The organism is Streptomyces sp. NPDC002868, from assembly GCF_055563295.1.
The window spans coordinates 398,954-423,139 of sequence record NZ_JBVHDR010000004.1 but is presented as its reverse complement, the minus strand read 5'-3'; the positions used below and the strand labels follow the sequence as shown (position 1 = coordinate 423,139).

Sequence of the window (24,186 nt, the reverse complement as noted above, 5' to 3'; positions counted from 1 at the left end):
CTCGTCTGTCTCCGGTCAGATGTACCGGTCGCTGGTCACCGGTCGGGCGGTGGCAAACTGGCGACTGGTTGTCCGAAGGAGCCAGCTGTGCCGATGATCCGCAATCTCCGCCGCGCCGTGCGCCGCGCCTACCGCAGGACCGTGGACCTGAGCCACCCGGCTCGCTCCCCGCTGGGCAGCACGGTGGTCAACTGCGTGGTCTACGAGGACGGCGTACGGCAGCCCGACACCGGCCCGGTGGACGAGGCGCTGCGGCGGGTCCGCAAGTCCGGCCGCGGCTTCGTCTGGATCGGGCTGCACGAGCCCTCCGAAACGGAGTTCGCCGGGGTTGCCGAGCTGTTCGGTCTGCATCCGCTGGCCGTCGAGGACGCGGTGGTCGCCCATCAACGGCCCAAGGTGGAGCGGTACGACGAGACCCTGTTCGCCGTCTTCAAGACCTGCGGCTACGTCGAGCACGAGGAGCTCACCGCCACCAGCGAGGTGGTGGACACCGGCGAGCTCATGATCTTCACCGGGCCCGACTTCGTGATCACCGTCCGGCACGGCAGGCACGGCTCGCTCGGCCCGCTCCGGGAGGCCCTGGAGGACACCCCCGAGCAGCTGGCCAAGGGCCCCGCCGCCGTACTGCACGCCATCGCCGATCATGTGGTCGACGACTACCTCGCCGTGGCGGACGCCGTGCAGAACGACATCGACGCCGTCGAGAGCACCGTCTTCGCCGAGCACGCGGGCCGCGGCGACGCGGGCCGCATCTACCAGCTCAAGCGCGAACTGCTGGAGCTCAGGCGCGCGGTGGCGCCGCTGGGCCGGCCGTTGCATGCCCTCGCCACCCAGCCGATGCCGCCGGTCGGCCCGGACATACAGCCGTACTTCCGTGACGTCGCCGACCATCTGGCCCGCGTCACCGAGCAGATCACGTCGTTCGACGCCCTGCTCGACTCGATCCTCCAGGCCCACCTCGCGCAGGTGACGGTCGCCCAGAACGAGGACATGCGGAAGATCACCGCATGGGCGGCGATCATCGCCGTGCCGACCATGGTCTGCGGTGTGTACGGCATGAACTTCGACCACATGCCGGAGCTGCGCTGGACCTACGGGTACCCCCTCGTTCTCGGTGTCATGGTCATCGCCTGCTTCGTCGTCCACCGCAGCTTCCGCCGCAACGGCTGGCTCTGACGCTCCGTTCCAGCGACGAACCCTTGGGTGGCTGGTTCGACATGTGTCAACATAGACGTATGTCGAATGTGAAGGCGTTGCCGCTGCTGGAGCCGGATGCCGACCTGGATGTCGAGCCGTGCTGCCCGCCGCTGACCGAGCGCCCCCTCTCGGCAGAGGAGGCGGTCCGCACCGCCGCCATGTTCAAGGCGCTCGGCGACCCGGTGCGCCTGCGGCTGTTCTCGGCGATCGCCTCCCACGAGGGCGGCGAGGCCTGCGTCTGCGACATATCCGATGTCGGCGTCTCGCAGCCGACCGTCTCCCACCATCTGAAAAAGCTCAGGGAGGCGGGCCTGCTCACCTCCGAGCGGCGCGGCACCTGGGTGTACTACCAGGTCGCGCCCTCCGTGCTTGCCGCGATGGGGAAGATGCTGGGGCAGCACGCCGGCTGACCTGGCCCCGATGCAGCCGAGTCACTCGTGCTCCAGCAGCCCGGGAAGGTCGGCGAACGAGTCGAGCACGTGGTCCGGTGTCCCGTCGGCCGCCCGGTGCGTCTCGGGCAGGTACTTGCCCGTCCTGACCAGTACGCCGCTGATTCCGCTGCGCTGCGCCGCCAGCACGTCGGATTCGATGTCGTCGCCGACCATCAGCGCTTCGGACGCGGTGGCGCCCAGGTGTGCCAGGGCGGTGGCGAAGAACGAAGCGGCGGGTTTGCCGGTGATCTCCGCCTCGACGCGGGCGGCTCGCTCCAGCCCCAGGAGGAAGGCCCCGGTGTCGAGGTCGAGCCCGTCCGCGGTACGCCAGTAGAGGTTGCGGTGCATGGCGATCAGCGCGGCGCCGCGCTGCACATGACGGAAGGCGGCATTGAGGGCCGCGTAACTGAACTCGCCGCCCGCGCCGCCGAAGACGACCACATCCGGGGGCGCATCCTCTCTCCCGTCTACGAGTGTCACGCCCTCGAGATCGTCACGGACGTCGCCGCTGCTGAGCAGCAGACAGCGGGCCCCCGGGTAGTGCTCCCGCAGGTACGCGGCGGTGACGGCGGGTGCGGTGAGGATGTCGTCGACGCCGACGGGAAAGCCCTCCCCCGCCAGCTTCGCGGCGATCGACGCGCGGGTCCGTGAGGTGGTGTTGGTGACGAGCGCCAGCGGAAGGCCGGCCGCGCGCAGCCGTCCCATCGCCTCGACGGTGCCGGGCAGCGGCTTCCAGGACACCGTGAGCACGCCGTCGATGTCGATCAGGACTGCTCCGATTCGTTCCATGCGACCGACCGTATCGCCGGCTCGACTCCCGCTTGCGAAACAGCCACACATGGGGTTATTACGAAAGGGATGGGAGTGAACCGCTGTGCTGTTCACCGATCGCATGGATGCGGGACGCCGACTTGCCGAAGCGCTACGGCACGTACGGGGGGAGAATCCCGTCGTCCTGGGCCTGCCGCGGGGCGGAGTCCCGGTCGCCTTCCAGGTGGCGCAGGCACTCGGCGCACCACTCGATGTGATCGTGGTCCGCAAGCTCGGGGTCCCGTACCACCGCGAGCTGGGGTACGGCGCGATCGGCGAGGGCGGGGTACGGGTCATCAGCGACGACATCGTCCGCCGCAGCGGAGTCGGCCGGGACGAACTCGAAACGGTCGAGCACGCCGAGGAGGCGGAGCTCGCACGGCAGGCGAAGCGGTTCCGCGCGGACCGGCCGCGGTCGGCCATCGGCGGCCGCACGGTGATCGTCGTGGACGACGGGATCGCGACCGGCTCGACGGCCGCGGCGGCGTGCGAGGTGGTACGGGCGCAGGGCGCCGCCCGTGTGGTGCTGGCCGTGCCGGTGGCGCCGCCGGACGCGGTCGCCTGGCTGCGCACCGAGGCGGACGAAGTGGTGTGCCTGTCCACGCCGAGGGCGTTCAGGGCAGTCGGCGAGTGGTACCAGGACTTCTCCCAGACCCCCGACGAGGAGGTCGTCGCCCTGCTCGCGCAGGCGGCCGCGCGGGGTGACGAGGACCGGGCCGGGGATGAGACCGAGGTCGCGGTGGACGCCGGCGGGGTCCGGCTGGCCGGGGACCTCACCCTGCCTCTGGGCACCGAGGAGATCGTGATGTTCGCCCACGGCTCCGGCAGCAGCAGGCACAGCCCGCGCAACCGGCTGGTGGCGGCCGCCCTGAACCGGGCGGGACTGGGCACCCTGCTCTTCGACCTGCTCACCCCGGCCGAGGAAGCCGACCGGGCGAACGTCTTCGACATCGAAACCCTGGCCGGGCGGCTGGCGGACGCCACCCGCTGGCTGCGGGAGCGCGAGTCGGCCCGGATCGGCTACTTCGGGGCGAGCACCGGAGCCGCGGCTGCGCTGCGGGCCGCCGCATCATTCGGCGCCTCTGCTTCTTCAGGTGGCGACACCGACACGGACATCGCCGCCGTGGTCTCCCGCGGCGGCCGTCCCGACCTTGCCGGGCCGCACCTCGCCGACGTACGCGCGCCCACGCTGCTGATCGTGGGCGGCCGCGACACGATGGTGCTCGACCTCAACCGCCAGGCCCAGGCGGAGTTGCGCTGCGAGAACCGGCTCGAGGTCGTCCCGGGCGCCACGCATCTCTTCGAGGAACCCGGCGCCCTGGACGAGGTCGCGGACCTGGCCCGGGACTGGTTCACCAGCCACTTGGCGGCGAGTCATCCCATGCGGTGACGATGGCGTCCCCACTGAATCCCCACTGACAGTCCGGCAGGCGTCCCCTCACGCCAGGGCGATGAACATGCCCAGTGTCAGCACGGCGATGCCACAGCCGTACAGCGCCAGCCTTACGGAGTGGGCCTCCGCGGACGGGTCGGTGCTGCCGACGGCGCGACAGAGGCCGAAGACAGACTTCAGCAGCAGGGCGAGCGCGGCCGCGGAGAAGGCGGCGATCAAGGAAACCGTCACGCCGCGACAATCTCACGGGCCGTCAGGTGTCGCATTTCGGCCTACTCCGTCCCGGCGGCGCCCGTCACTCCCGGCACGGAAGTCCGGCACCCGATACCCCGGTCGTCGACAGCCCCGGGCCTGAGGCCGGCCAGCGTCTCCGTCAGCCACTTCGTCCAGAACGTCTCCAGCTCGATCCCGCCCCGCAGCACCAGATGCCTCAGCCTGTCCTGCTCCGTCGACTGCCGCTCCGGCGGGAAGTCGCGCGCCTCGATCGCCTCGTACTGCGCCAACTGCCGCCGGTGCAGGGCCAGATGACGGCCGAGCTCCGCCTCCAGGCCCGCGCTGCCGACCACCCCTGCCGCGCGCAGCCGCAGCAGCAGCGGGTCGCGGACCGGCTTCGGGTCCTCGGAGCGCGCGACCCAGGCGGTCAGCTCCTCACGGCCCGCGGGCAGGACTTCGTACTCCTTCTTCTGCCCGCGGGTCGGCTGCGCGGACGGCAGCGCGCGGATCTGGCCCGCCTGCTCCAGCTTCCCCAGCTCGCGGTAGATCTGCTGATGCGTGGCCGACCAGAAGTAGCCGATCGACTTGTCGAAACGGCGGGTCAGCTCCAGCCCCGACGAGGGCTTTTCGAGCAGAGCCGTGAGGATCGCGTGCGGGAGGGACATGGCCCGCATCCTAGGCAGGAGGCGTCAGAGCGTCGCCGCGAGGCGCGTGCCCTGGTCGATCGCCCGCTTCGCGTCCAGTTCCGCCGCCACATCCGCCCCGCCGATCAGGTGCACCGGCAGGCCCGCGGCGCTCAGCTCCTCGTACAGCCCGCGATGCGGCTCCTGCCCGGTGCACAGCACGACCGTGTCGACGGGCAGGACCTGCTTCGTCCCGTCGACACTCACGTGCAGGCCCTCGTCGTCGATCCGCTCGTACGTCGCCCCGGCCGTCATCGCCACCCCGCGGTGCTTGAGCTCCGTACGGTGGATCCACCCCGTCGTCTTGCCGAGACCCGCGCCGACCTTGCTCGTCCTGCGCTGGAGAAGGTGGACGGTACGCGGCGGCTTCGGGCGCTCGGGGGCAGTCAGGCCGCCCGGGGCGCTGTAGTCCGTGTCGACGCCCCACTGCCGGAAGTACGTCCCCGCGTCCAGGCTCGCGCCCTCGCCACCGTCCGTCAGGAACTCCGCGACGTCGAAGCCGATGCCGCCCGCACCGATCACCGCGACGCGCTCCCCGACGGGCGCGCCGTCGCGCAGGACATCGAGGTAGCTGACGACGCTCGGGTGGTCGACGCCCGGGATCTCGGGGGTCCGTGGCGTGACCCCGGTGGCGACGACGATCTCGTCGTACGCGGCTGCCGAGAGGTCATCGGCGGTGACGCGGGCGCCAAGACGCACCTCGACGCCGTGCAGTTCGAGCTGCGTACGGAAGTAGCGCAGCGTCTCGTTGAACTCCTCCTTGCCCGGGATCCGCTTGGCGATGTTCAGCTGCCCGCCGATCTCGTCCGCCGCGTCGAAGAGCGTGACCTCGTGTCCGCGCTCGGCGGCCGAGACCGCGCAGGCGAGACCGGCGGGCCCCGCGCCGACCACCGCGACGCGCTTGCGCAGCCGGGTCCGCGAGAGGACCAGCTCGGTCTCGTGGCAGGCCCGCGGGTTGACCAGGCAGGAGGTGATCTTCCCGCTGAAGGTGTGGTCCAGGCAGGCCTGGTTGCAGCCGATGCAGGTGTTGATGGTCTCCGCGCGGTCCGCCTTCGCCTTGGCGACGAAGTCCGGGTCGGCGAGGAAGGGGCGGGCCAGCGACACCATGTCCGCGCGCCCCTCGGCGAGCAACTGCTCGGCGATCTCGGGGGTGTTGATGCGGTTGCTGGTCACCAGCGGCACGGACACGGAACCCATCAGCTTCTTCGTCACCCAGGTGTACGCGCCGCGCGGCACCGACGTCGCGATGGTCGGGATACGGGCCTCGTGCCAGCCGATCCCGGTGTTGATGATCGTCGCGCCGGCCGCCTCGATCTCCTTGGCGAGCGTGATCACCTCCTCCAGCGAGGAGCCGCCGGGCACCAGGTCCAGCATGGACAGCCGATAGATCAGGATGAAGTCCGGGCCGAGCCGCTCACGCGTACGGCGGACGATCTCCAGCGGGAGCCGTATCCGGTTCTCGTACGAGCCGCCCCAGCGGTCGGTGCGGTGATTGGTGGCGCTCGCGATGAACTCGTTGATGAAGTAGCCCTCGGAGCCCATGATCTCGACGCCGTCGTAGCCCGCGGACTTCGCCAGCTGCGCTGCCCGTACGAAGTCGTCGATGGTCTCCTCGACCTCGGCGTCGGTCAGGGCGTGCGGTACGAACGGGCTGATGGGGGCCTGGATGGCGCTCGGCGCGACGAGGTCCGCGTGGTACGCGTACCGGCCGAAGTGCAGGATCTGCATCGCGATCCGGCCGCCCTCGGCGTGCACGGCGGCGGTGACGGTCCGGTGGCTTTCCGCCTCGGCCTCGGTGGTGAGCTTGGCGCCGCCCTCGTACGGGCGGCCCCGGTCGTTGGGGGCGATGCCGCCCGTGACGATGAGGCCGACGCCGCCGCGGGCACGCGCGGCGTAGAAGGCGGCCATCCGCTCGAAACCGCGCTCCGCCTCTTCGAGGCCGACGTGCATGGAGCCCATGAGCACCCGGTTGGGCAGGGTGGTGAACCCGAGATCGAGCGGGCTCAGCAGATGCGGGTACGGGGTCGGGCTCATCGGGGCGCCTCCTCGCGCAGGGGTCGACAGTCCAGTTGTAGCCGCCCCACAGCGATTGTGCAACAAGGTGCAAAACCATTTCTCCAGCCTCTGCCGCCCACCTGTCCGACGAATGTGCTAATCAGTCGTACGGGTGATATTGGCCCTTCGCCCAGGTCACGCACCCTTAGCGTGCTCATGTGGCGGGATGGGAGCAGTTCAGCGCACTGGGGGTCGCGGCGATTCTCGGCTCGCAAGGGATCGGGGTCGGGGTCGGGGTCGGGGTCGGGGCACCGGCGTGCATGACCGTGTCCGTATCGGCGGTGTCCGTATCGCTGTCGGTTCATTTCGGGGACTGCCTGCCGACTCCGGCACCGGCCCCGAGACCGACTCCGCCGCCTACGCAGCCCGTGCCGCCGACTCCGGCACCGGCTCCCACACCGCCGACTCCCACACCGCCGGCTCCCAGTCCTCCCACGCCGGCCGCGCCACCCGCCGAACGGCCCCCGCCCCCCCGGGACGCCCCGGAGCCCCCTCCCGAGAAGGCCCCCGAGCAGGCTCCGGAGACGGCTCCCGCACCCGCCGCCCGTACGAAACCCGAGCGGCGGCACGTCGTCGCCGTACGCAACTACCGCCCCGCGACCGGGAAGCCGGAGGACTCCGGAACTCCCCTCGTGGTCCTGCTGCTGGTCACCACCACCCCGGCCGTTCTCGCCGCGGCGCTGCTGCGGCCCCGCTCACGGTCCGCCGGCGGGCGCGGCCGCGCCTGATCCACACCCTCGCCGCTCTCCCCGCACCCCATTCGGAGAACCTCATGTCGGAATGGCTGGTCCTGGCTGCCGCGATGGCCGCCGCCTGTGCCGTCGTCCTCGTCATCACCCTGCTCAGGCAGTACCGGCTGAACAAGGCCGGGGCCGCGGAGGACGACGACGCCCCCGAGACCCCCGACGTCCTCGAATACATGACGATGATGGTCGGCGTCGTATACGCGATCGTGCTCGGTCTGGCCATCGCCGGCGTCTGGGAGGCGCGCAGCGCCGCGCAGGACGACGTACGCCGCGAGGCACAGGCACTGCACGAGGTCACCCAGCGGGCCGCGGTCTACCCGGCCGGCGTCCAGGCGCAGCTCCGCGCGGACATCGACCGTTACGTCTCCCACGTCGTCCACCAGGAGTGGCCGAGGATGGTCGACCACAACGAGCTGTCCGGGCGGGGAGCGGAACTGCTCGGCGTCGTACGCGCGGACATCGCACGGCGGGCGCCGGTCAACGAACTCGAGACGCAGGCGTACCAGCCCATGCTCGACCAGGTCGCCGTCGCCGACGACGCGCGCAACGCGCGGGCGCAGAATGCCGGGGAGACGCTGCCGGGGGTCGTGTGGTTCGGCCTGATCACCGGGGCACTGGTGACGGTCGGCCTGATCTTCACGCTGCAGATCGGCCGCACTCCCAGAGAGCTGTTGCTGGCCGGTCTTTTCAGCGCCCTGATCGCCTTTCTGCTCTTCCTCGTGTGGGACTTCGACGCACCATTCGGGCGGTCGGGCACGGAGTCTGCGGACGCCTTCCGCCAGCTGTTCGCGAGCGCCGCGGGACCGAGCTGAGGCCTACTTCTGCGCGTGCTCGCCGACGTAGAAGAGCAGCCACACAAAACCGGCGAAGAGGTGGGTGGCGAAGACATACACGAAGACGCGCAGCATCACACCGCGCTCCTTCCAGCTCTCGCTCTCGCTCACGACAGGCCTCCAGCCGGTCCGTACAAACGTCAGTGGTCGGTCCCCCGCACCAGGGTACGAGGACCCGGAATAGGGGGGCCGGGGTCGCCGTTGTAGGGTTTGATTCAAGATTCAACCAACTAGAACTCGATCCCTACCCGAGAGGTGGCCTCCATGCAGTTCGGCATCTTCACGGTCGGCGATGTGACCGCCGATCCGACGACGGGCCGTACGCCGAGCGAGCACGAGCGGATCAAGGCGACAGTCGCCATCGCGCTCAAGGCCGAGGAGGTCGGACTCGATGTCTTCGCGACCGGCGAGCACCACAACCCGCCCTTCGTCCCGTCGTCCCCGACGACGCTCCTCGGGCACATCGCGGCGCGCACCGAGAATCTGATCCTGTCCACCTCGACGACGCTGATCACCACCAACGACCCGGTGAAGATCGCCGAGGACTACGCCGTCCTGCAGCACCTGGCGGAGGGCCGCGTCGACCTGATGATGGGCCGCGGCAACACCGGGCCGGTCTACCCCTGGTTCGGCAAGGACATCCGCCACGGCATCCCGCTCGCCATCGAGAACTACGCCCTGCTGCACAAGCTGTGGCGCGAGGAAGTCGTGGACTGGGAGGGCAAGTTCCGCACCCCGCTGCAGAGCTTCACCGCCACGCCGCGGCCGCTGGACGGCATACCGCCGTTCGTCTGGCACGGCTCCATCCGCTCCACCGAGATAGCCGAACAGGCCGCGTACTACGGCGACGGCTTCTTCCACAACAACATCTTCTGGCCCATGTCACACACCAGGAAGATGGTCGAGCTCTACCGCAAGCGCTACGCCCACTACGGCCACGGCACGCCCGAGCAGGCCATCGTCGGCCTCGGCGGGCAGGTGTTCATGCGCAAGAACTCCCAGGACGCGATTGCGGAGTTCCGGCCCTACTTCGACAACGCGCCCGTCTACGGACACGGCCCCTCCCTGGAGGACTTCACCGAGCAGACCCCGCTGACCGTGGGGTCCCCGCAGGAAGTCATCGAGCGCACCCTCGGCTTCCGCGAGGCCGTCGGCGACTACCAGCGCCAGCTCTTCCTGATGGACCACGCGGGACTGCCCCTGAAGACCGTGCTGGAGCAGCTCGACATCCTCGGTGAGGAAGTCGTGCCCGTCCTGCGCAAGGAGTTCGCCAACCTGCGGCCGGCCGGCGTGCCGGAGACCGCCCCGGTGCACCCTGCCCACACCGCCCGTACGAAGGAGGCATGACCATGCAGACGCTGAAGCTGGTGGCCGTATCGGCCGGGCTGAGCGTGCCGTCCTCGACAAGGCTGCTGGCCGACCGGCTGGCGGAGTCCGTACGCAGCCGGCTCGTCGAGCGGGCCGACGTCGACACGGACGTGCAGGTGCAGGTCGTCGAACTGCGCGAGCTCGCCGTGCAGATCGCCAACAACCTCGTGACCGGGTTTCCGGCGCCGGCGCTCGGCGAGGCGATCGAGGCGGTGACAGAGGCGGACGGCCTGATCGCGGTCACGCCGGTCTTCACGGCCTCGTACAGCGGGCTGTTCAAGTCGTACTTCGACCTGATCGAGCCCGACGCGCTCACCGGGAAGCCGGTGTTGATCGCGGCGACGGGCGGCACCGCCCGGCACTCGCTGGTGCTGGAGCACGCGCTGCGTCCGCTCTTCGCGTATCTGCGGGCGCTGGTCGTGCCGACGGCGGTGTACGCGGCGTCGGAGGACTGGGGCGGTACCGGTGACGCGCTCACCGACACACTGCCGACCCGGATCGAGCGCGCGGGCGGTGAGCTGGCCGGGCTGATGGCCGACGGGTCCGTCAGGGCCCGCGGCCAGGTGCCCGCGGCCCGTACCGCGTAGGGCACAGATCGATCACAGTCCTGTGCCGGATGTCCTTTGTCGGTGCCGCCTCCTATGGTTCTCGGCATGACCCCTGCACTCATCGGGCGTGACCACCCCGCAGGCGTCCTCCGGGCGGAGATCGGCCGGGCGACGGAGAGCCACGGGGGCCTGATGCTGGTCACGGGCGAGGCCGGCATCGGCAAGACCTCGCTCGTGACCGACGCCGCCGACGAGGCGCGGCGGCGCGGTGCGCTGGTGCTCAGCGGGTCCTGCTGGGACTCGGAGAGCGCGCCCGGGTACTGGCCCTGGGTCCAGGTGGTGCGCGGGCTGCGGCGCGGAGCGGACGACGACGAATGGGCCGACGCCGAGAAGGCCGCGGGCGGGCGGCTCGCGGTGCTGCTCGGCGAGGCCCCGAGCGAAGGGGACGGCGGCGAGAGCTTCCCGCTGTACGACGCGGTGACGACGGCCCTGGTCACCGTCTCGCAGAAACGGCCCCTCGTGGTCGTACTGGACGATCTGCACTGGGCGGACCCGGCCTCCCTCAAGCTCCTCGAATTCGCCGCGCAGCACGCCTGGTTCGAGCGGCTGCTGTTGATCGGGACGTACCGCGACGTCGAGGTGGAGGCAGCCGACCACCCCCTCCAGCAGCTCATCCTGCCGCTGGCCGCGCGGGCCACGACGACCCTGACCCTGACCGGGCTGCAGCGCGACGAGGTGGGCGCGCTCATGGCGCTGACCGCGGGAGTCGAGCCGGAGCCCGACCTTGTCGACGAGGTGCACCGGCGGACCGGCGGCAACCCCTTCTTCGTCGAGCAGACCGCCCGCATCTGGCACAGCGGCAGCCCCGTCACCACGGTCGCGCCGGGGGTACGAGAGGCGGTGCGGCGGCGGCTCGCGCTGTTGCCGGAGCCGGTGAGCGGGCTGCTGGTCACGGCGGCAGTGCTGGGCAGGGAGTTCCACCGCCAGGTGCTCGCGGCGGCCGCGTCGGCTCCGGTGCCGCATGTGGACCGGCTCCTCGAGCGGGCGGTCGCGGCGCGGCTGGTGACGGCGCGGACGGGCGGCCGGTTCGCCTTCGTCCACGATCTCGTACGGGAGACGCTGTACGAGGCGCTGGAGGAGGCGCAGGCGCGGACTCGGCACGCCGATGTCGTGCGGGCCCTGGACGGCTCACCGGCGCTCAGCGAGAAGAGCTTCCCCGCCGATCTGGCGCGCCACGCGTATCTGGCGGGCGAGGAGCTGGGGCGCGACCGCCGGGTGGAGCTGTTGCTTGCCGCCGCCCGGGACGCGGTCGGCAGGCTGGCCGGCGAGGAGGCCGTCGGCCACTACCGGCGGGCGCTGGAGGCCGCGGGCGACGATGCCCGCCGGGCCGCGCTGATCGCCCTGGACCTGGGCGTCGAGCTCCGCCACAGCGGCGAGGACGAGGAGGCGTGGCGGACCTTCGACCGGGCGGTGGCCCTCGCCCGCGATGTGCGCGAGCCCGAGCTCCTCGCCCGCGTCGCGATCACCCTCCAGCAGAACGGGCATGCGCCGGGCAACCGGACCCGGACGGCGGGTCTGCTGCGGGAGGCGCACCGGGCCCTGATCGGCGGCAGCGGCGAGGATCCGGCGGGGCTGTCCCCGGAGCGGATCGCGCAGGAACTGGCCGTGCGCAGCACGGCGTTGGCGCGGCGCGGTGAGGACGACGAGGCGCTCTCGTTCTCCCTGTGGGCGCGGCACGACGCGATCTGGGGCCTTGGGACCTCGGAGGAACGGCTCACGCTGACCGACGAGATGGCCGCGGTCGCCCGACGCACGCACGACCGCGACATGGAGCTGCACGCCACCGCGATGCGCTGGGTCACCCTGCTGGAGCGGGGCGACCCGCGCTACCTCGATCAGTTGCGCACCTTCGTAGCCCGCGCCGAGCGGACGGCGCAGCGCCGCTTCGAGCTGGGGATGGCTGTCGACCAGTCCCTGGTCGCCGCGCTGACCGGGCGGTTCACGGAGGCGCGTGACCATATGTCGAAGGTGGCGGAGCTGGGACCCGAGCTCGCCCCGTTCTCCTTCCTGGTGTCGCACATGCAGTGGGCGCTCTTCCTGGCCCAGGGGCGGCTCGACGAGGCGGAGACGGTGGTCGCCGGGCTGGCGGAAGCGGGCCATCCCTATCCCCGGCTCCTTGAGGGCATCACGGCCGCCGAGCGCGGCAACAGCGGCCTCGCGCTGCGCCTGTCGGACGAGCTCGCGGCCGAACCGGAGCCGATTCCACGGGCGTTCGCACCGCTGTGGATGCGGCTGCGGGCCCAGGTGGCGGCGGCGTCGGGTGACGCGGTACGGATCGAGGAGGCGGCGTCCGCGTTCACGCCGTATGCCGGGCAGTGGGTCGTCTCGCTGTACGGCTGCGACATCAGCGGCCCTGTCGACCTCTGGCTGGGCATGCTGGCGGCGGCCCGCGGCCACCGGGCCGAGGCCATCGCCGCGCTGACATCGGCGTACGAATCGGCGGACGGGCTCCAGGCAAGGCCGTGGTCGGTGCGGGCGAGGTCGGCGCTGGCGGAGGTGCTGGGGGAGCGCGCTGAGGGGGAGGGGCGGGGGGAACTGCTTGCGCGGACGCGGCGGGACGCGGTGGAGCTGGGGCTGACGCACTTCCTGGACGGGGTGGAGGTGGGTCTCCCCGGTGCACCCGCCCGCCCCGGCACCGAAGACCCCCGTACAACCGACGCCCCCGGCAGCGGAAACCCTCGTACGGCCGACGCCGTCGGCACTCGGGGCCCTGGCGCGGGCACCGGGCGTCAAGCCGCCCGCCCGGGCGGAAGCGGCCCCGCCGCCCAACCCCTCACCCCCCACGGTGAGTTCCGCCGGGACGGAGCAGTGTGGGCCCTCGCCTTCGCAGGGCGGGCCGTCCATGTGCCCGATGCCAAGGGGCTGCGGGATCTGCACACCCTGCTCAGGCACCCCGGCGACGATCTGCCCGCCGTGGTTCTGCTCGATCCCGCGGGCGGTGAAGCCGTCGTCGCCGCGGCCCGGTTCGGTGCGGATCCGGTGCTCGACGAGGAGGCCAAGGCCCGCTACCGGCGGCGGCTCGAGCGGCTGGACGTGGAGATAGACCGCGCGGGCGAGCTGGGCGACGACCGGCGGGCCGCGGAGTTCGACCGCGAACGCTCCGCGCTGCTCGACGAGTTGCGCACCGCCGCCGGGCTCGGCGGGCGCACCCGTCGGCTGGGGGACGAGGCCGAACGGGCCCGTAAGACCGTCACCGCCCGGATCCGCGACACCCTGCGCAAGCTGGACGCCCTCCACCCCGAACTGGCCGCGCATCTGCGGGAGTCCGTCGGCACGGGCTCGTCCTGCTGCTACCGCCCGCCGCGCGGCGTCGAGTGGCGGCTCTGACGCAGTGCGCCGGCGCCAGAACCCCACCGACGCCGGGGCTCCCCGGGGGAGAAGGAGGCAGACGGCGAGGAGCGCCCCCGGACCAGCCGGGGACGCCCCTGATCGCTCAGCCACACGCACCGCTCACTTGCGGTTGTAGAGCCGCATCGTCACCGCGCCGAAGACCACCACCAGCAGCCCGGCCCACCCCAGCGACCAGGCGATGTCGGCCGTCGGCCATTCGCCCTCCATCAACTCCCTCACCGCGGTGGCGACATGGGTCACCGGGCTGTTGTTGACGAAAGCCTGCAGCCAGCCCGGCATGGTCTTCGGGTCGACGAAGACATTGCTCAGGAAGGTCATCGGGAAGATCACCATCATGCTGACGCCCATCACCGACTTCTCGCTGCGCAGCAGCAGGCCGAACATCGTCCAGACCCAGGAGAAGGAGAAGGAGAAGACCATCAGCAGCGCAACTCCGAGGACCACGCCCAGCACTCCGCCGTGCGGGCGGTAGCCGATGATCAGGCCGACGCCCAGCATCACCACGGAGGCGATGACATAGCGGAACACATCGCCGAGCAGATAGCCGACCATCGGCGCCGGCCGCCAGATCGGCAGCGTACGGAACCGGTCGAAGACGCCCTTGGTGATGTCTGTGTTGACCGCGACGCCCGTGTACATCGTGATCATCACGACGCTCATGGTGAGGATGCCGGGAAGCAGGAACTGGATGTATTCCGAGGTCGAGCCTGCCAGCGCCCCTCCGAAGAGGTACGTGTACATCAGCACCATCATGATCGGGAACGCCGTCACATCGAAGAGCTGCTCCGGCACATGCTTGATCTTGAGCATGGCCCGCCAGCCGAAGGTGAAGGACGCGGAGAACGCGCTGGGCCGCGGCGGGCGGTCCTTGCTCACCAGCAGCGCTGCGAGATCCTCCGCCTTGGGCGCTTGGAGGTCGAGATCGTCGATGTCCTTGGTGGACTTGGTGGTGGTCGTGGTGCTCATGCCGCAGTCCCCTTCTTGTCGGTCAGGGCGAGGAAGACCTCGTCCAGGCTGGGCTGTCCCAGCGCGAAGTTGTCCACCGTGATTCCGGAGCGGGCCAGCTCGGCCAGCGCCCGCGCGGCCTGCTCGGCGGCGCCCTGCTCGGTGCCATGGCCGTTGACCCGGGCGGTGAGTGCGAGCGGATCGGCGTCCAGCTGCACCTCGACGCCGAGCACGGCTCCGAGCACTCGCTCGGCCTCCGGCCGCTGACCGGGGTCGCGCAGCCGCAGATGGACGGCGCCGGAACCGACCGAGGCCTTCAGATCGCCCTTGGTGCCCTCCGCGATCACCTTGCCGTGGTCGAGCACGGCGATACGGGACGCGAGTTGGTCGGCCTCGTCCAGATACTGCGTGGTCAGCAGCACCGTCGTGCCCTGCGCGACGACCGCGCGCACGATGTCCCAGACCTGGCTGCGGCTGCGCGGGTCGAGGCCGGTGGTCGGCTCGTCCAGGAAGAGTAGATCCGGGGTGTTGAGGATGGACGCGGCGATGTCGATGCGCCGCCGCATGCCGCCCGAGTAGTTCTTCACCTGCTTCTCGGCCGCCTCGGACAGCCCGAAGGCGTCCAGCAGCTGCACGGCACGCTCCCGCGCGGCCGGCTTGGAGTGGCCGAGCAGCCGGCCGAGCAGCACCAGGTTCTCGGCGCCGGTGAGGTCCTCGTCCACCGAGGCGTACTGACCGGTGAGGCTGACCCTGCTGCGAACGGCGTCGGCGTCCTTCTGCACGTCCTTGCCGAAGACCCTGGCCTGGCCGCCGTCCGGCCGCAGCAGGGTGGCGAGCATCCGTACCGTGGTCGTCTTTCCGGAGCCGTTCGGGCCGAGGACGCCGTAGACCGTGCCCGCGGGCACGGTGAGGTCGACGCCGTCGACGGCCCGGTTCTCACCGAAGACTTTCACCAGGCCCGTGGTCTCGATTGCCAGATCTGTACTCATCGTCAGTTCCTTCTGATCCTTCTGGGAGCTCTGCCGGACGGTGTAGGGAGTTGACTCGGGTCGTCGGGTGAAGTCATCGGCGGGGCCTGGGGTTCCCAAAGCTCCCAGGCCAACAGCCCTAGGAGACGTACGGGCGGGCGGCGCGGGCCTCCCGCAGGGCCAGGCCCCACCAGCCGAGCTGATCGAGCATCAGCCCCGCCGCGCGGTCCCGGCCTTCGGGCGCCTCGTCGAGGAGGTTGATGCTCACGCCATTGCGCAGGGTCACGGTGTGCAGCTCGGTGAAGACCGAGCGCAGCTGCTCGACGGCGTACAGCCCGCCGGAGCCGTGGCCGTAGCTGACGAAGGCGACCGGTTTGGTCTGCCACTCGTCGTAGGCGTAGTCGATGGCCTGCTTGAGGGAGGCGGGGAAGGAGCGGTTGTACTCGGGGGTGACGACCACGAAGGCGTCGGCGCGGCCGACCTCCGTGACGAACTCCCGCATCTGCTCGGTGGCCCGGTCCGGATAGCGGGCCGGGAAGTCGAAGTCGACGAGGTCGACGACCGCGAGCTCCATCTCGTCCCGCTCGGCGGCCAGCTCGGTGAACCAGCGGCCGACCTTCTCGCCGACGCGCCCCTCGCGCGTACTGCCGATGATGACCGTGACACGCAGTAGCGGTATGTCCTGGTCCCGCACGGGCGCCTCCTTTCGCCGGTCGACGGCCCTCCACCAGAGGGCGCGAGACGACGGCGCGCGGCCGCCAGATCTGATCTGGCGGCCGCGCGAGGAGGAGTCCGGCAGCCCTATTCCCTGGTGTGGAAGACGTAGAACGCGGATACGAGCATCGCCCCGGCGAGGACCAGCCCCATCACTGACGACTTGAGCACGCTCGCCCCGGTCTGGCTGAACAGATAACCCATGGCCCCGCCGAACAGCGTTGCGTACGCGGCGGCCCGGACCTCGTGGGACAGTGACTGCTGGATCCGGCCCAGCCCGTAGGCGAGAGCCGCGACGATGATGCCGCAGACGACGCCGAAGAGGACGTCGCCCCAGTTGACGTCCCGGCCGGTGCGGCGGAGGAACCCCGCGTAGAAGCCGTAGGCCACGCCCAGGGTGACGGGCAGCGCCCAGGCGAGAGAACCGTGGTGCCGTACGCGTACAGCTGCGTGTGCGGCCATGGCGGAGAGCTCCTTCCCTCGTCCCCCGTCTTTCAGGGCACACCCGCACCCGCCGACCGGCAAGTCGGAACACCGCCCTTTCAGGGCACGCCCGGTCGGCGGAGCACCGGTCGCGCCCGGCCTGCGGCCCACGTTCCCTTGAGGAGTGCGGAGCTTCCTCTCAGCGGTGTCGGCGGTGCTGATCGTCCTCGTGGCCATCCTGACGCCGCTGAGCGCGCTTGCGGTCTGGGCCGACCGGGAGATCGGCGACACGGACGGCTACGTCGCCGCGATGGCGCCGCTCGCGTCGGACCCCGCGGTGCAGAACGCGGTCGCCGTACGGGTCACCGACGAGGTCATGCAGAAGATCGACGTCGGTCCTTTCGACATCGGTCCTTTCGACCTCCGTCCTTTCCAGGAGGGCGTACGGAGTCTGCTCTACGAGGCCGTGATCTCCTTCTCCGGCACCGACTCCTACAAGACCGCGTGGAACACCGTCAACGAAGCCGCCCACACAGCGGTCGAGCAGGCGCTGACCAGCGACAGCGGCAATTCGGTCAGCATCGATCTGGCACCCGTGATCGAGCAGGTGAAGCAGCAGCTCAGCGCGGACGGGCTGCGGTTCGCGGACCAGATCCCGGTCGGGCGGACCCGGATCACGATCCTGGATTCCGACAAGCTCGGCGTCGCACGCCAGACCTTCGACGGCCTGCAGATCGCGGGAGTGTGGCTGCCGATCGCGACCCTGCTGCTGGCTGCGGCCGCGGTGCTCCTGGCCGTCCGCAGAGGCCGCGCCCTCATCGGCCTCTGCATCGCGCTCGTGGTGGGCGGTGTACTGCTCCGCATCGGAGTCACACTCGGCCACGGCCTCGCCCTCGACGACCTCCCTGCGGACGTGGACCGCCCGGCGGCGAGCGCGGTCTACGACGCCCTGACGGCGACGCTGCGCACGACGGCCTGGTGGGTGCTGGGGGCGGGCCTCGCCCTGGCGGCGGCCGCCTGGCCGGCGCAGCGACGGGGGCGGCCCGTGCGAGGGATTTCCTCCCCCGCACCCCGCCTCGACGTCACCGCAAAGGACGGACCCTTTCTTCGCTGAACTGGGCGAACTCGTGCGCGTCGTGCGACGAGAAGATCCGGATCAGCCTCGGGTCCGCCCGGCGCAGTTCCCGCAGTCGTTCCAGCTGCGTCAGCCGCTCGCCGTGGTTGTCCGCCACCAGGCGCTGGTGGAGCGCCACCGGGCGGGGGCAGCGGGGGCGGCGCAGGTCCATCTCGCCGTGGAAGAAGTACGCGTCGCCCGCGTGCAGCAGCCAGCGGTCCGGCTGTTGGACCGCCACCCCGCAGTGACCGCGGGTGTGGCCCGGCAGAGGGACCAGCAGGATGTCGGGGGAGCGCAGGACCCGGGCAGCGGCGAAGCCGTGCCAGTCGGAGTCCGCCGTGTCATGGACGATCCAGCGCGGGCCGTGGGCCCACTGCGCCGTGACATAACGGCTGGCGTCGAGGCGGGTGTCGCGGCGCATCGCCGCGCGGTACTCGTCCGCCATGACATGGACCCGCGCGTCCGGGAAGTCGGCCAGACCGCCCGCGTGGTCCAGGTCGAGGTGGGTGAGCACGATGTCCTGGACGTCGTAGGGGTCATAACCCAGCGCCCGGATCTGATGGACCGCCGTACGGGACAGATCCAGCGTCGGCCGCGCGGTCCGCCGGAAGAACGCCCCGAGCCGCCGCGGGTCGCGGACGTCCGCGGTGCCCAGGCCTGTGTCGACGAGGACGAGGCCGCTGCCCGTGACCACCAGCAGGCAGTGGGCGACCAGCGGGGCGCCGCCGACCGGGTGCATCGGGGCGCAGTCGAGATGATGAACGGTGGGCACAGACATGCCTGACTCCGCTTACGCGGGGAGGGGGAGGGGGAGGGACGGCGCGAAGCCGGGCTGGGCGAGGACGGTCCCGGTGTCGAAGTAGACGCGTTCGCCGACCAGTTGCAGGTCAAACCCGACGTGCCGGTTCTCGCTCGCCATGTGCTCGAGAACGAGAGCCTCGCGCGCTTCTTTCGTCATCGTCCGGGCCCTCCAGGCCAGTAAGTCCCATACTTACGCCGTAAGTAGGCGAAGTACGGGACCGAGGGAAGCACCTACGCTGTAAGCCGTCAAGGAATACGACAGGAGTCCGCGAAACCCCCCCAGGAGCACCCCGATGTCTGACGGAAGATCCCGTCAACACCCCACGGAGCACGGCACATCGGCCCACAGGGCGTCCTCCTGCGAGCCGTCGCCGAGCGAGCCGTCGCCGAGCGGGCCGGCATCCCGCGAACCGCTGTCCCGCGAGCGGATCATCGAGGCCGCACTCGGGATCATCGACGACGAGGGCGTGGACGCGCTCTCCATGCGCCGCCTCGCCGCCGCCCTCGGCGTCCAGGCGATGTCGCTCTACAACCATGTGGCCGGCAAGGCCGACGTCCTCGACGGGATCACTGAGTTCATCACCAGGGACATGCAGCTGCCCAGGCGTACCGAGGGCGGCTGGGAGGACGGCATCCGCTCGGTCGCGTACGGATTCCGGCAGTCTTCGCTGCGTCACCCACGCGCCTGCGAACTGGTCCTCACCCGCCAGCTCTCCTCCCCCGGCGCGCTCCCGGTCATCAACTGCTCCCTCACCGTCCTGCTCGACCATGGCTTCGACGAGGCCGCCGCCGTGCATGCCCTGCGGCTGCTCATCGCCTTCCAGGTCGGCTCCCTGCTACGGGAGTTCCACTCGCCCTGCTTCAAGGGGGAAGAGGAGTCGGCGGCACGGGAGCGCAAAGCGCATCTCGAGCGCTCGGGGCTCCCGGCGGTGGCGAAGCTCGCGCCGATGCTCGCGGTGATCGACCACGACGCGGAGTTCACCTTCGGCGTGGAGCTGCTGATCGACGCGCTCCGCACATACGCTCCGCAGACGCAACAGACTGGCCGAGACTGACGTCCTCATCACCGACGGACATCAGACGGACATCCAGCGACATCCCGCGGCTCGGAGGCCGGTATGGACAGCGCCATCTCGACGGCGGCCCCGGCCGCCGCGCAGGACGCCCCCTTCCGCCCCTCCGGCGGCCGCCGGGCCGCCGCCTGGCTGGCCGGCCTGCTGCTCATCACGCCCAGCGTGGTCGCGGCCTGCCGGGCTGCGGACACCGACGGCATCACGCCCGTGCCCCAGCTGCTCGCATTCCTGCCCTGGCTGCTGCTGCCCGCCGGGGCCGCCCTGCTGCTGGCCCTCCTCGCGCGGTGGCGCACCGGCACGGTCTGGGCCCTTGCCGTGCTCGCCGTCACCGGGTGGTTCGTCAAGCCGTACGACACCGGGCTCACCGACGATCCGCCCGGCCCGGTCGTCGCCCGCCTCGAAGTGCTCACATCGAACGTCGAGTTCGGCAACGCCACCAAGGGGCTGCTCGCCACCATCCGCCGCGAGCAGCCCGACCTGGTCTTCGTCCAGGAATGCGACCACACCTGCTCGGACGCGCTCGCGGCGGAGATCTCCCGCAGCGACTACCCGTACCGCAATGTCGTCGAGGGCTACTCGGCCTCCGGCTCGGCCATCCTCAGCAAACACCCGCTGCGCCCGGCCCCGGGGATCGACGCCACGCTCGCGATGCCGGGCTCGGTCGTCATGGTCGGCGACCGCCCGGTGAATCTGCAGCTCGCGCACCCCCTGCCGCCCATCCCCAGCGGGGTGGACGACTGGCAGCGGGAACTCGGCCTGGTGCGTACGTACGCCGCCGGAACCAAGGGGCGGCCGACAGTCATCGCCGGAGACTTCAACGCCACCCAGGACCACTCCGCCTTCCGCCGGCTGCTCGAAGCGGGCGATCTGCGCGACAGCGCCACCCTCGCGGGCGCGGCCCGCACCCCGTCCTGGCCTGCGACGGTCCGCCGGCCGCTGGGCGCCCAGATCGACCACGTACTGATCAGCCAGGACTTCTCGGTGCGCCGGTCACGCTTCCTGGAGCTGGCGGACACCGACCACCGGTCGCTCCTGGTCGAACTGGAACTGCACGACGTGCGATGACCGCCCGCCCGGGTAAGAGTGGGGTCGAGGTGGCCAGAGCAGGGGGGCCGTCCATCAGGAGGCATTCCGGATGCGCGCTGTCGCGGTCAAGGCGTTCAGGGCCGACCCCGAGCTGATCGAGATCCCCAAACCGGAGCCCGGCGAGGGCGAGGTGCTGGTGAAGGTCGAGTACGCGGCGCTCAACCCGTTCGACTGGCGAGCCGCCGACGGACTGCTCGAAGGCCGGGTCCCGCATGTGTTTCCGCTGGTCATGGACTCGGACTTCGCGGGCAGGGTGGATGTCGTCGGCCCCGGCGAAAACCGCTTCCGGGTGGGCGACCCGGTCTTCGGCCAGGCGGGCCGGCCGCCGGTCGGCACCGGCACATACGCCGAGTACGTGACGATGCCGCAGGACGCGGCGATCGCGTTCGTGCCCGACGGCCTCCCGCTGAAGACGGCGGCCCTGCTGCCCACGGCCGGGATGAGCGCCGCGCAGCTCCTGGACGCGGCGGGCGTACGCGTCGGGCAGTCGCTGCTGGTCATCGGCGCGGCGGGCGGTGTCGGCAGCTATCTGACCCAACTGGCAGCCGACCGTGGCTGCCACGTCCTGGCAGCGGTGCGCGGCGACGAAGAGCACCGGATGTCCGCGCTCGGGGCGGCGGTCACCCTCGACACCACGACGTGCGATCTGGCCTCCGCGGTACGGGACGCCTGCCCGGACGGCGTCGACGCCCTGGTCGACCTGGTCTCGCCCGACCCGGACTCCTTCACCGCGAACGCCACCCTGGTGCAGCCCGGCGGCCGCGCCCTCACCAGCCGCTCCGCGGTGGACCCGGCGCGGCTCCCCGCCGGGGTCGAAGGCGTCGACTTCCATCTCAAAGCCTCGTCCGCCCTGCTGGACACCCTGGCCGCGGCGGCCGCGGACGGCTCCCTCAATGCCCCGGTGGACGCCGCATACCCGCTGGAGAAGGCGCCGGACGCGCTTGCGCAGAACCGGGCGGGCGGGGCACGCGGCAAAACGGTCTTCGTACTCTGAATTGGTACGCCGCGTTCGTACGCCGCGTTCGTACGCCGCGTTCGTACTCCGAGAGCAGGTGTCATGGACAACGATCAGATACTCGGCAGCATCAACGATCTCGTCGCCGAGGAACGCGCCCTGCGGGAGCGGTCTTCCCAGCAGCACGGCCTCGACTCCGACGAACTCTCGCGGCTGCGCGCCCTCGAGGTCCAGCTCGACCAGTGCTGGGACCTGCTGCGCCGGAGGCGCGCCAAGGCGGAGTTCGGAGAGGACCCGGACACGGCGAGGGTGCAGCCCGCCGACGAAGTGGAGGGCTACCTCGGCTGACCGTCCCGCCCTGCCGCCCCGCAGGGGAGTTGCGCCGGAGGGCGACTTCGAGGTCTTTTGATGACCATGGGCAACGACACGGGCGGGGCTTCCTCCGGATCAGGGACACGAGCGGGACGGCTGTCCCCGCCCGAGTGGCTGCTCAAGGGCCTGCGGCCGCAGACCGCGCCCGTCCCCTGGGCGGCCTGCGCCCGCGCCGCCGTCGCCCTGGCCGCACCGCTCGCGGTCGGGCTCGCCGCCGGGCAGCCCATGTACGGCGCGCTCGTGTCGATGGGCGCGCTGTCGGGCGTCATCGGCGACACCGCCGACGCGTACCGCATGCGGATCTTCAATATCGCGGTGCCACAGCTCTTCGGTGCGGTCGGCGTCACGCTCGGCACGCTCGTGTACGGGGAAGGCTGGCTCGCGGTCGCCGCGCTGACCCTCGTCGCGCTGGTCTCCGGGATGATCTCGTCGATCGGCGCGGTGGCCTCCGTGGGCGGGCTGCTGCTCCTGCTCAACGCGGTGGTGGGCGCGGGGCTGCCGATGCCGGGGCCGTGGTGGAAGGCGCCGCTGCTGCTCACGCTCGGCGGGCTGTTCGTCCTCGTACTGACGCTGCTGGCCTGGCCGTTGCGCGGCCGGATGCCGGAGCGGACCGCGGTCGCCGAGACGTATCGCAGTGTCGCCGATCTGCTGGGGGCCGCGGGCACGACGGCGTACGACGAGAAACGCCAGGCCGTCACGGAGTCCCTCAACACCTCCTACGACCTGATCCTCGCCCGGCGGGCCCGCGACCACGGGCGGCGCAGCCCGCTCGTACGGCTGCTCTCGCAGCTCAACGTGCTCATCCCGCTCGTCGAGGCGGCCGCGGCTGCGCATCTGCACGGGCGGGCCTCGCGACGGCCCGAAATCGCCACGGCCGTACGGGACTTGGCGGACGCGGTCGACCGGGGCGGCCGCGGTGATGCGCCCGAACTGGTGCTGCCGGAGCCGGAGGGTCCCGCCGACCGCGCCGTGGAGAGCGCGCTGCGGCACGCCGCCGTCGTCGTGCACAAGGCCGACCCCGACCCCTACAACGTCGACGACCGGCTCGGCCGGCCCGCGGCCCTCCGCATACGCGCCCGGCGCGCGGCCCGCAGCGTGCTGCTCTCCGAGCCCTCCTGGCGCTACGGTCTGCGGCTCGCGCTGTGCATCGGCCTCGCACAGGCACTGGTGTCGCTGGTGCCGGTGTCACGCTCGTACTGGGTCGCGCTCACCGTCACCTTCGTCCTCAAGCCGGACTTCGGCTCGGTCTTCTCCCGCGCGGTGCTGCGGGCGCTGGGCACGGCGGCGGGGCTGGTCGTCGCGGCGGCGGTGCTCGCGCAGGTGCCGCGCGGCTGGTGGGACGTGCCGGTGATGATGCTCCTCGCGGCGCTCATCCCCGCGTTCTCCGCGAAGGGGTACGCCTTCCAGACTGCGGCGATCACCCCGGTGATCCTGCTGCTCTCCGACGTCCTCAACCACGAGGGCTTCGACCTGGTCCTGCCGCGCCTGGTGGACAGCCTCATCGGCTGCGCGATCGCGCTGGTCGCGGGCTATCTGCTCTGGCCGGAGAGCTGGCACACCCGGATCGGCGACCGGCTGGCGACGGCGGTGGAAGACGCGGCGCGCTACGTGGCGTGCTCGTTCGGCGCGGAGGCGGAGGACCAGGGGGAGCGGGTGCGCAGGCGGCGCCGGATCTACCGCGACCTGTCGTCGGTCCGGTCGGAGTTCCAGCGGGCCCTGACCGAACCGCCGCCGACGGGGGCGCGGGCGGCGGCGTGGTGGCCACTGGTCGTCGCCGTGGAACGCATCGTGGACGCGACGACGGCGGCGAGGGTCCGCGTCAACCACGGGGCGGAGCCGCCGACGCGGGCGGAGGTGGCGGCGGTCGAGCAACAGCTGCACGAGCTGGCGGAGGGGCTGAGGGCGAGCGAGGTGCTGGTGGAGGTACGGGCGGAGCTGGAGGGGGACGAGGAGGGGGTGCTGGGGGCGCTGCGCCAGGAGGTGAAGGCGGCGCGGGCGATCGCGTCACCGGAACGACCGGGGTGACCGGGGGCAGTCAGAGTGACCG

General features: G+C 71.2%; 25 protein-coding genes. 14 read left to right on the top strand and 11 right to left on the bottom strand.

Annotated features, from left to right (window positions below):
* The first annotated feature begins 93 nt into the window (after nt 1-93).
* Together ACZ3H8_RS16090 and ACZ3H8_RS16085 are read left to right on the top strand one after the other, a co-directional pair.
* On the top strand, nt 94-1,176 hold the full coding sequence (locus tag ACZ3H8_RS16090) for a magnesium and cobalt transport protein CorA (RefSeq protein WP_467402042.1): 1,083 nt from the start codon (nt 94-96) through the stop codon (nt 1,174-1,176).
* A gap of 59 nt (nt 1,177-1,235) precedes the next feature.
* Nucleotides 1,236-1,607 (top strand): ArsR/SmtB family transcription factor, encoded by a 372-nt coding sequence (locus ACZ3H8_RS16085; protein ID WP_467402039.1) that lies wholly within the window; start codon nt 1,236-1,238, stop codon nt 1,605-1,607.
* 21 nt (nt 1,608-1,628) lie between these two features.
* On the opposite strand, the gene ACZ3H8_RS16080 is transcribed toward ACZ3H8_RS16085, so the two are convergent.
* Nucleotides 1,629-2,417: an HAD-IIA family hydrolase gene (locus ACZ3H8_RS16080; RefSeq protein WP_467402037.1), complete on the bottom strand. Its 789-nt coding sequence runs from the start codon at nt 2,415-2,417 to the stop codon at nt 1,629-1,631.
* 85 nt (nt 2,418-2,502) lie between these two features.
* Here ACZ3H8_RS16080 and ACZ3H8_RS16075 point away from each other — a divergent pair, with 85 nt between their 5' ends.
* Nucleotides 2,503-3,828, top strand: a complete 1,326-nt coding sequence (locus tag ACZ3H8_RS16075; RefSeq protein ID WP_467402034.1) for a phosphoribosyltransferase family protein — start codon at nt 2,503-2,505, stop codon at nt 3,826-3,828.
* A 48-nt stretch (nt 3,829-3,876) separates the two neighbouring features.
* Here the strand turns inward: ACZ3H8_RS16075 and ACZ3H8_RS16070 are convergent, their stop codons facing one another.
* The 3 genes from ACZ3H8_RS16070 to ACZ3H8_RS16060 are packed head-to-tail and all read right to left on the bottom strand — an operon-like array spanning nt 3,877 to nt 6,761.
* Complete coding sequence (locus tag ACZ3H8_RS16070; protein WP_398990133.1) at nt 3,877-4,062, bottom strand: hypothetical protein; 186 nt, start codon at nt 4,060-4,062, stop codon at nt 3,877-3,879.
* A 41-nt stretch (nt 4,063-4,103) separates the two neighbouring features.
* The gene (locus tag ACZ3H8_RS16065) at nt 4,104-4,709 is read right to left on the bottom strand and encodes a PadR family transcriptional regulator (RefSeq protein ID WP_467402033.1); all 606 of its coding nucleotides are present in this window, start codon (nt 4,707-4,709) and stop codon (nt 4,104-4,106) included.
* A gap of 24 nt (nt 4,710-4,733) precedes the next feature.
* Nucleotides 4,734-6,761, bottom strand: coding sequence for an FAD-dependent oxidoreductase (locus tag ACZ3H8_RS16060; RefSeq protein WP_467402030.1), 2,028 nt, complete (start codon nt 6,759-6,761; stop codon nt 4,734-4,736).
* Between the two features lie 179 nt (nt 6,762-6,940).
* On the opposite strand from ACZ3H8_RS16060, the gene ACZ3H8_RS16055 reads away from it, so the two are divergent.
* On the top strand, nt 6,941-7,510 hold the full coding sequence (locus tag ACZ3H8_RS16055) for a hypothetical protein (protein ID WP_467402028.1): 570 nt from the start codon (nt 6,941-6,943) through the stop codon (nt 7,508-7,510).
* A 44-nt stretch (nt 7,511-7,554) separates the two neighbouring features.
* Nucleotides 7,555-8,340 (top strand): bestrophin-like domain, encoded by a 786-nt coding sequence (locus tag ACZ3H8_RS16050; RefSeq protein WP_467402026.1) that lies wholly within the window; start codon nt 7,555-7,557, stop codon nt 8,338-8,340.
* 3 nt (nt 8,341-8,343) lie between these two features.
* On the opposite strand, the gene ACZ3H8_RS16045 is transcribed toward ACZ3H8_RS16050, so the two are convergent.
* Nucleotides 8,344-8,472 (bottom strand): DUF6126 family protein, encoded by a 129-nt coding sequence (locus ACZ3H8_RS16045; RefSeq protein ID WP_307662210.1) that lies wholly within the window; start codon nt 8,470-8,472, stop codon nt 8,344-8,346.
* Nucleotides 8,473-8,625: 153 nt separating this feature from the next.
* Between ACZ3H8_RS16045 and ACZ3H8_RS16040 the strand changes: the two genes are divergently transcribed.
* The 3 genes from ACZ3H8_RS16040 to ACZ3H8_RS16030 all read left to right on the top strand — a co-directional run bounded on the left by ACZ3H8_RS16040 (nt 8,626) and on the right by ACZ3H8_RS16030 (nt 13,664).
* A complete protein-coding gene (locus ACZ3H8_RS16040; RefSeq protein ID WP_467402023.1) occupies nt 8,626-9,708 on the top strand; it encodes an LLM class flavin-dependent oxidoreductase in 1,083 nt (360 codons plus the stop codon).
* A gap of 2 nt (nt 9,709-9,710) precedes the next feature.
* Nucleotides 9,711-10,316, top strand: coding sequence for an FMN reductase (locus ACZ3H8_RS16035; RefSeq protein ID WP_467402309.1), 606 nt, complete (start codon nt 9,711-9,713; stop codon nt 10,314-10,316).
* Between the two features lie 66 nt (nt 10,317-10,382).
* Complete coding sequence (locus tag ACZ3H8_RS16030) at nt 10,383-13,664, top strand: ATP-binding protein (RefSeq protein WP_467402021.1); 3,282 nt, start codon at nt 10,383-10,385, stop codon at nt 13,662-13,664.
* 123 nt (nt 13,665-13,787) lie between these two features.
* Here the strand turns inward: ACZ3H8_RS16030 and ACZ3H8_RS16025 are convergent, their stop codons facing one another.
* From ACZ3H8_RS16025 to ACZ3H8_RS16010, 4 genes are all read right to left on the bottom strand, one after another.
* Entirely contained in the window at nt 13,788-14,654 is an 867-nt protein-coding gene (locus tag ACZ3H8_RS16025) for an ABC transporter permease (RefSeq protein WP_467402018.1), read from the bottom strand.
* Nucleotides 14,651-15,622, bottom strand: a complete 972-nt coding sequence (locus ACZ3H8_RS16020; protein WP_467402016.1) for an ATP-binding cassette domain-containing protein — start codon at nt 15,620-15,622, stop codon at nt 14,651-14,653. Before ACZ3H8_RS16020 ends, ACZ3H8_RS16025 begins: the two co-directional genes overlap by 4 nt.
* A gap of 118 nt (nt 15,623-15,740) precedes the next feature.
* A complete protein-coding gene (locus ACZ3H8_RS16015; protein ID WP_398990142.1) occupies nt 15,741-16,295 on the bottom strand; it encodes an NADPH-dependent FMN reductase in 555 nt (184 codons plus the stop codon).
* A 107-nt stretch (nt 16,296-16,402) separates the two neighbouring features.
* Complete coding sequence (locus tag ACZ3H8_RS16010; RefSeq protein ID WP_398990143.1) at nt 16,403-16,777, bottom strand: hypothetical protein; 375 nt, start codon at nt 16,775-16,777, stop codon at nt 16,403-16,405.
* Between the two features lie 145 nt (nt 16,778-16,922).
* Between ACZ3H8_RS16010 and ACZ3H8_RS16005 the strand changes: the two genes are divergently transcribed.
* Complete coding sequence (locus ACZ3H8_RS16005; RefSeq protein ID WP_467402013.1) at nt 16,923-17,852, top strand: hypothetical protein; 930 nt, start codon at nt 16,923-16,925, stop codon at nt 17,850-17,852.
* Here ACZ3H8_RS16005 and ACZ3H8_RS16000 read toward each other — a convergent pair.
* The gene (locus ACZ3H8_RS16000; protein WP_467402012.1) at nt 17,821-18,630 is read right to left on the bottom strand and encodes an MBL fold metallo-hydrolase; all 810 of its coding nucleotides are present in this window, start codon (nt 18,628-18,630) and stop codon (nt 17,821-17,823) included. The genes ACZ3H8_RS16005 and ACZ3H8_RS16000 overlap by 32 nt on opposite strands.
* A 12-nt stretch (nt 18,631-18,642) precedes the next feature.
* Nucleotides 18,643-18,810, bottom strand: a complete 168-nt coding sequence (locus tag ACZ3H8_RS15995; RefSeq protein ID WP_467402010.1) for a hypothetical protein — start codon at nt 18,808-18,810, stop codon at nt 18,643-18,645.
* Between the two features lie 136 nt (nt 18,811-18,946).
* On the opposite strand from ACZ3H8_RS15995, the gene ACZ3H8_RS15990 reads away from it, so the two are divergent.
* The 5 genes from ACZ3H8_RS15990 (at nt 18,947) to ACZ3H8_RS15970 (ending at nt 24,164) form a co-directional block, all read left to right on the top strand.
* Entirely contained in the window at nt 18,947-19,708 is a 762-nt protein-coding gene (locus ACZ3H8_RS15990) for a TetR/AcrR family transcriptional regulator C-terminal domain-containing protein (protein ID WP_467402007.1), read from the top strand.
* A gap of 63 nt (nt 19,709-19,771) precedes the next feature.
* Nucleotides 19,772-20,791, top strand: a complete 1,020-nt coding sequence (locus tag ACZ3H8_RS15985; RefSeq protein ID WP_467402004.1) for an endonuclease/exonuclease/phosphatase family protein — start codon at nt 19,772-19,774, stop codon at nt 20,789-20,791.
* Between the two features lie 70 nt (nt 20,792-20,861).
* Nucleotides 20,862-21,806, top strand: a complete 945-nt coding sequence (locus ACZ3H8_RS15980) for an NADP-dependent oxidoreductase (RefSeq protein WP_467402002.1) — start codon at nt 20,862-20,864, stop codon at nt 21,804-21,806.
* 63 nt (nt 21,807-21,869) lie between these two features.
* Entirely contained in the window at nt 21,870-22,115 is a 246-nt protein-coding gene (locus ACZ3H8_RS15975; protein ID WP_307662224.1) for a DUF2630 family protein, read from the top strand.
* A 66-nt stretch (nt 22,116-22,181) separates the two neighbouring features.
* The gene (locus tag ACZ3H8_RS15970; protein WP_467402306.1) at nt 22,182-24,164 is read left to right on the top strand and encodes an FUSC family protein; all 1,983 of its coding nucleotides are present in this window, start codon (nt 22,182-22,184) and stop codon (nt 24,162-24,164) included.
* Nucleotides 24,165-24,186: the final 22 nt, after the last annotated feature.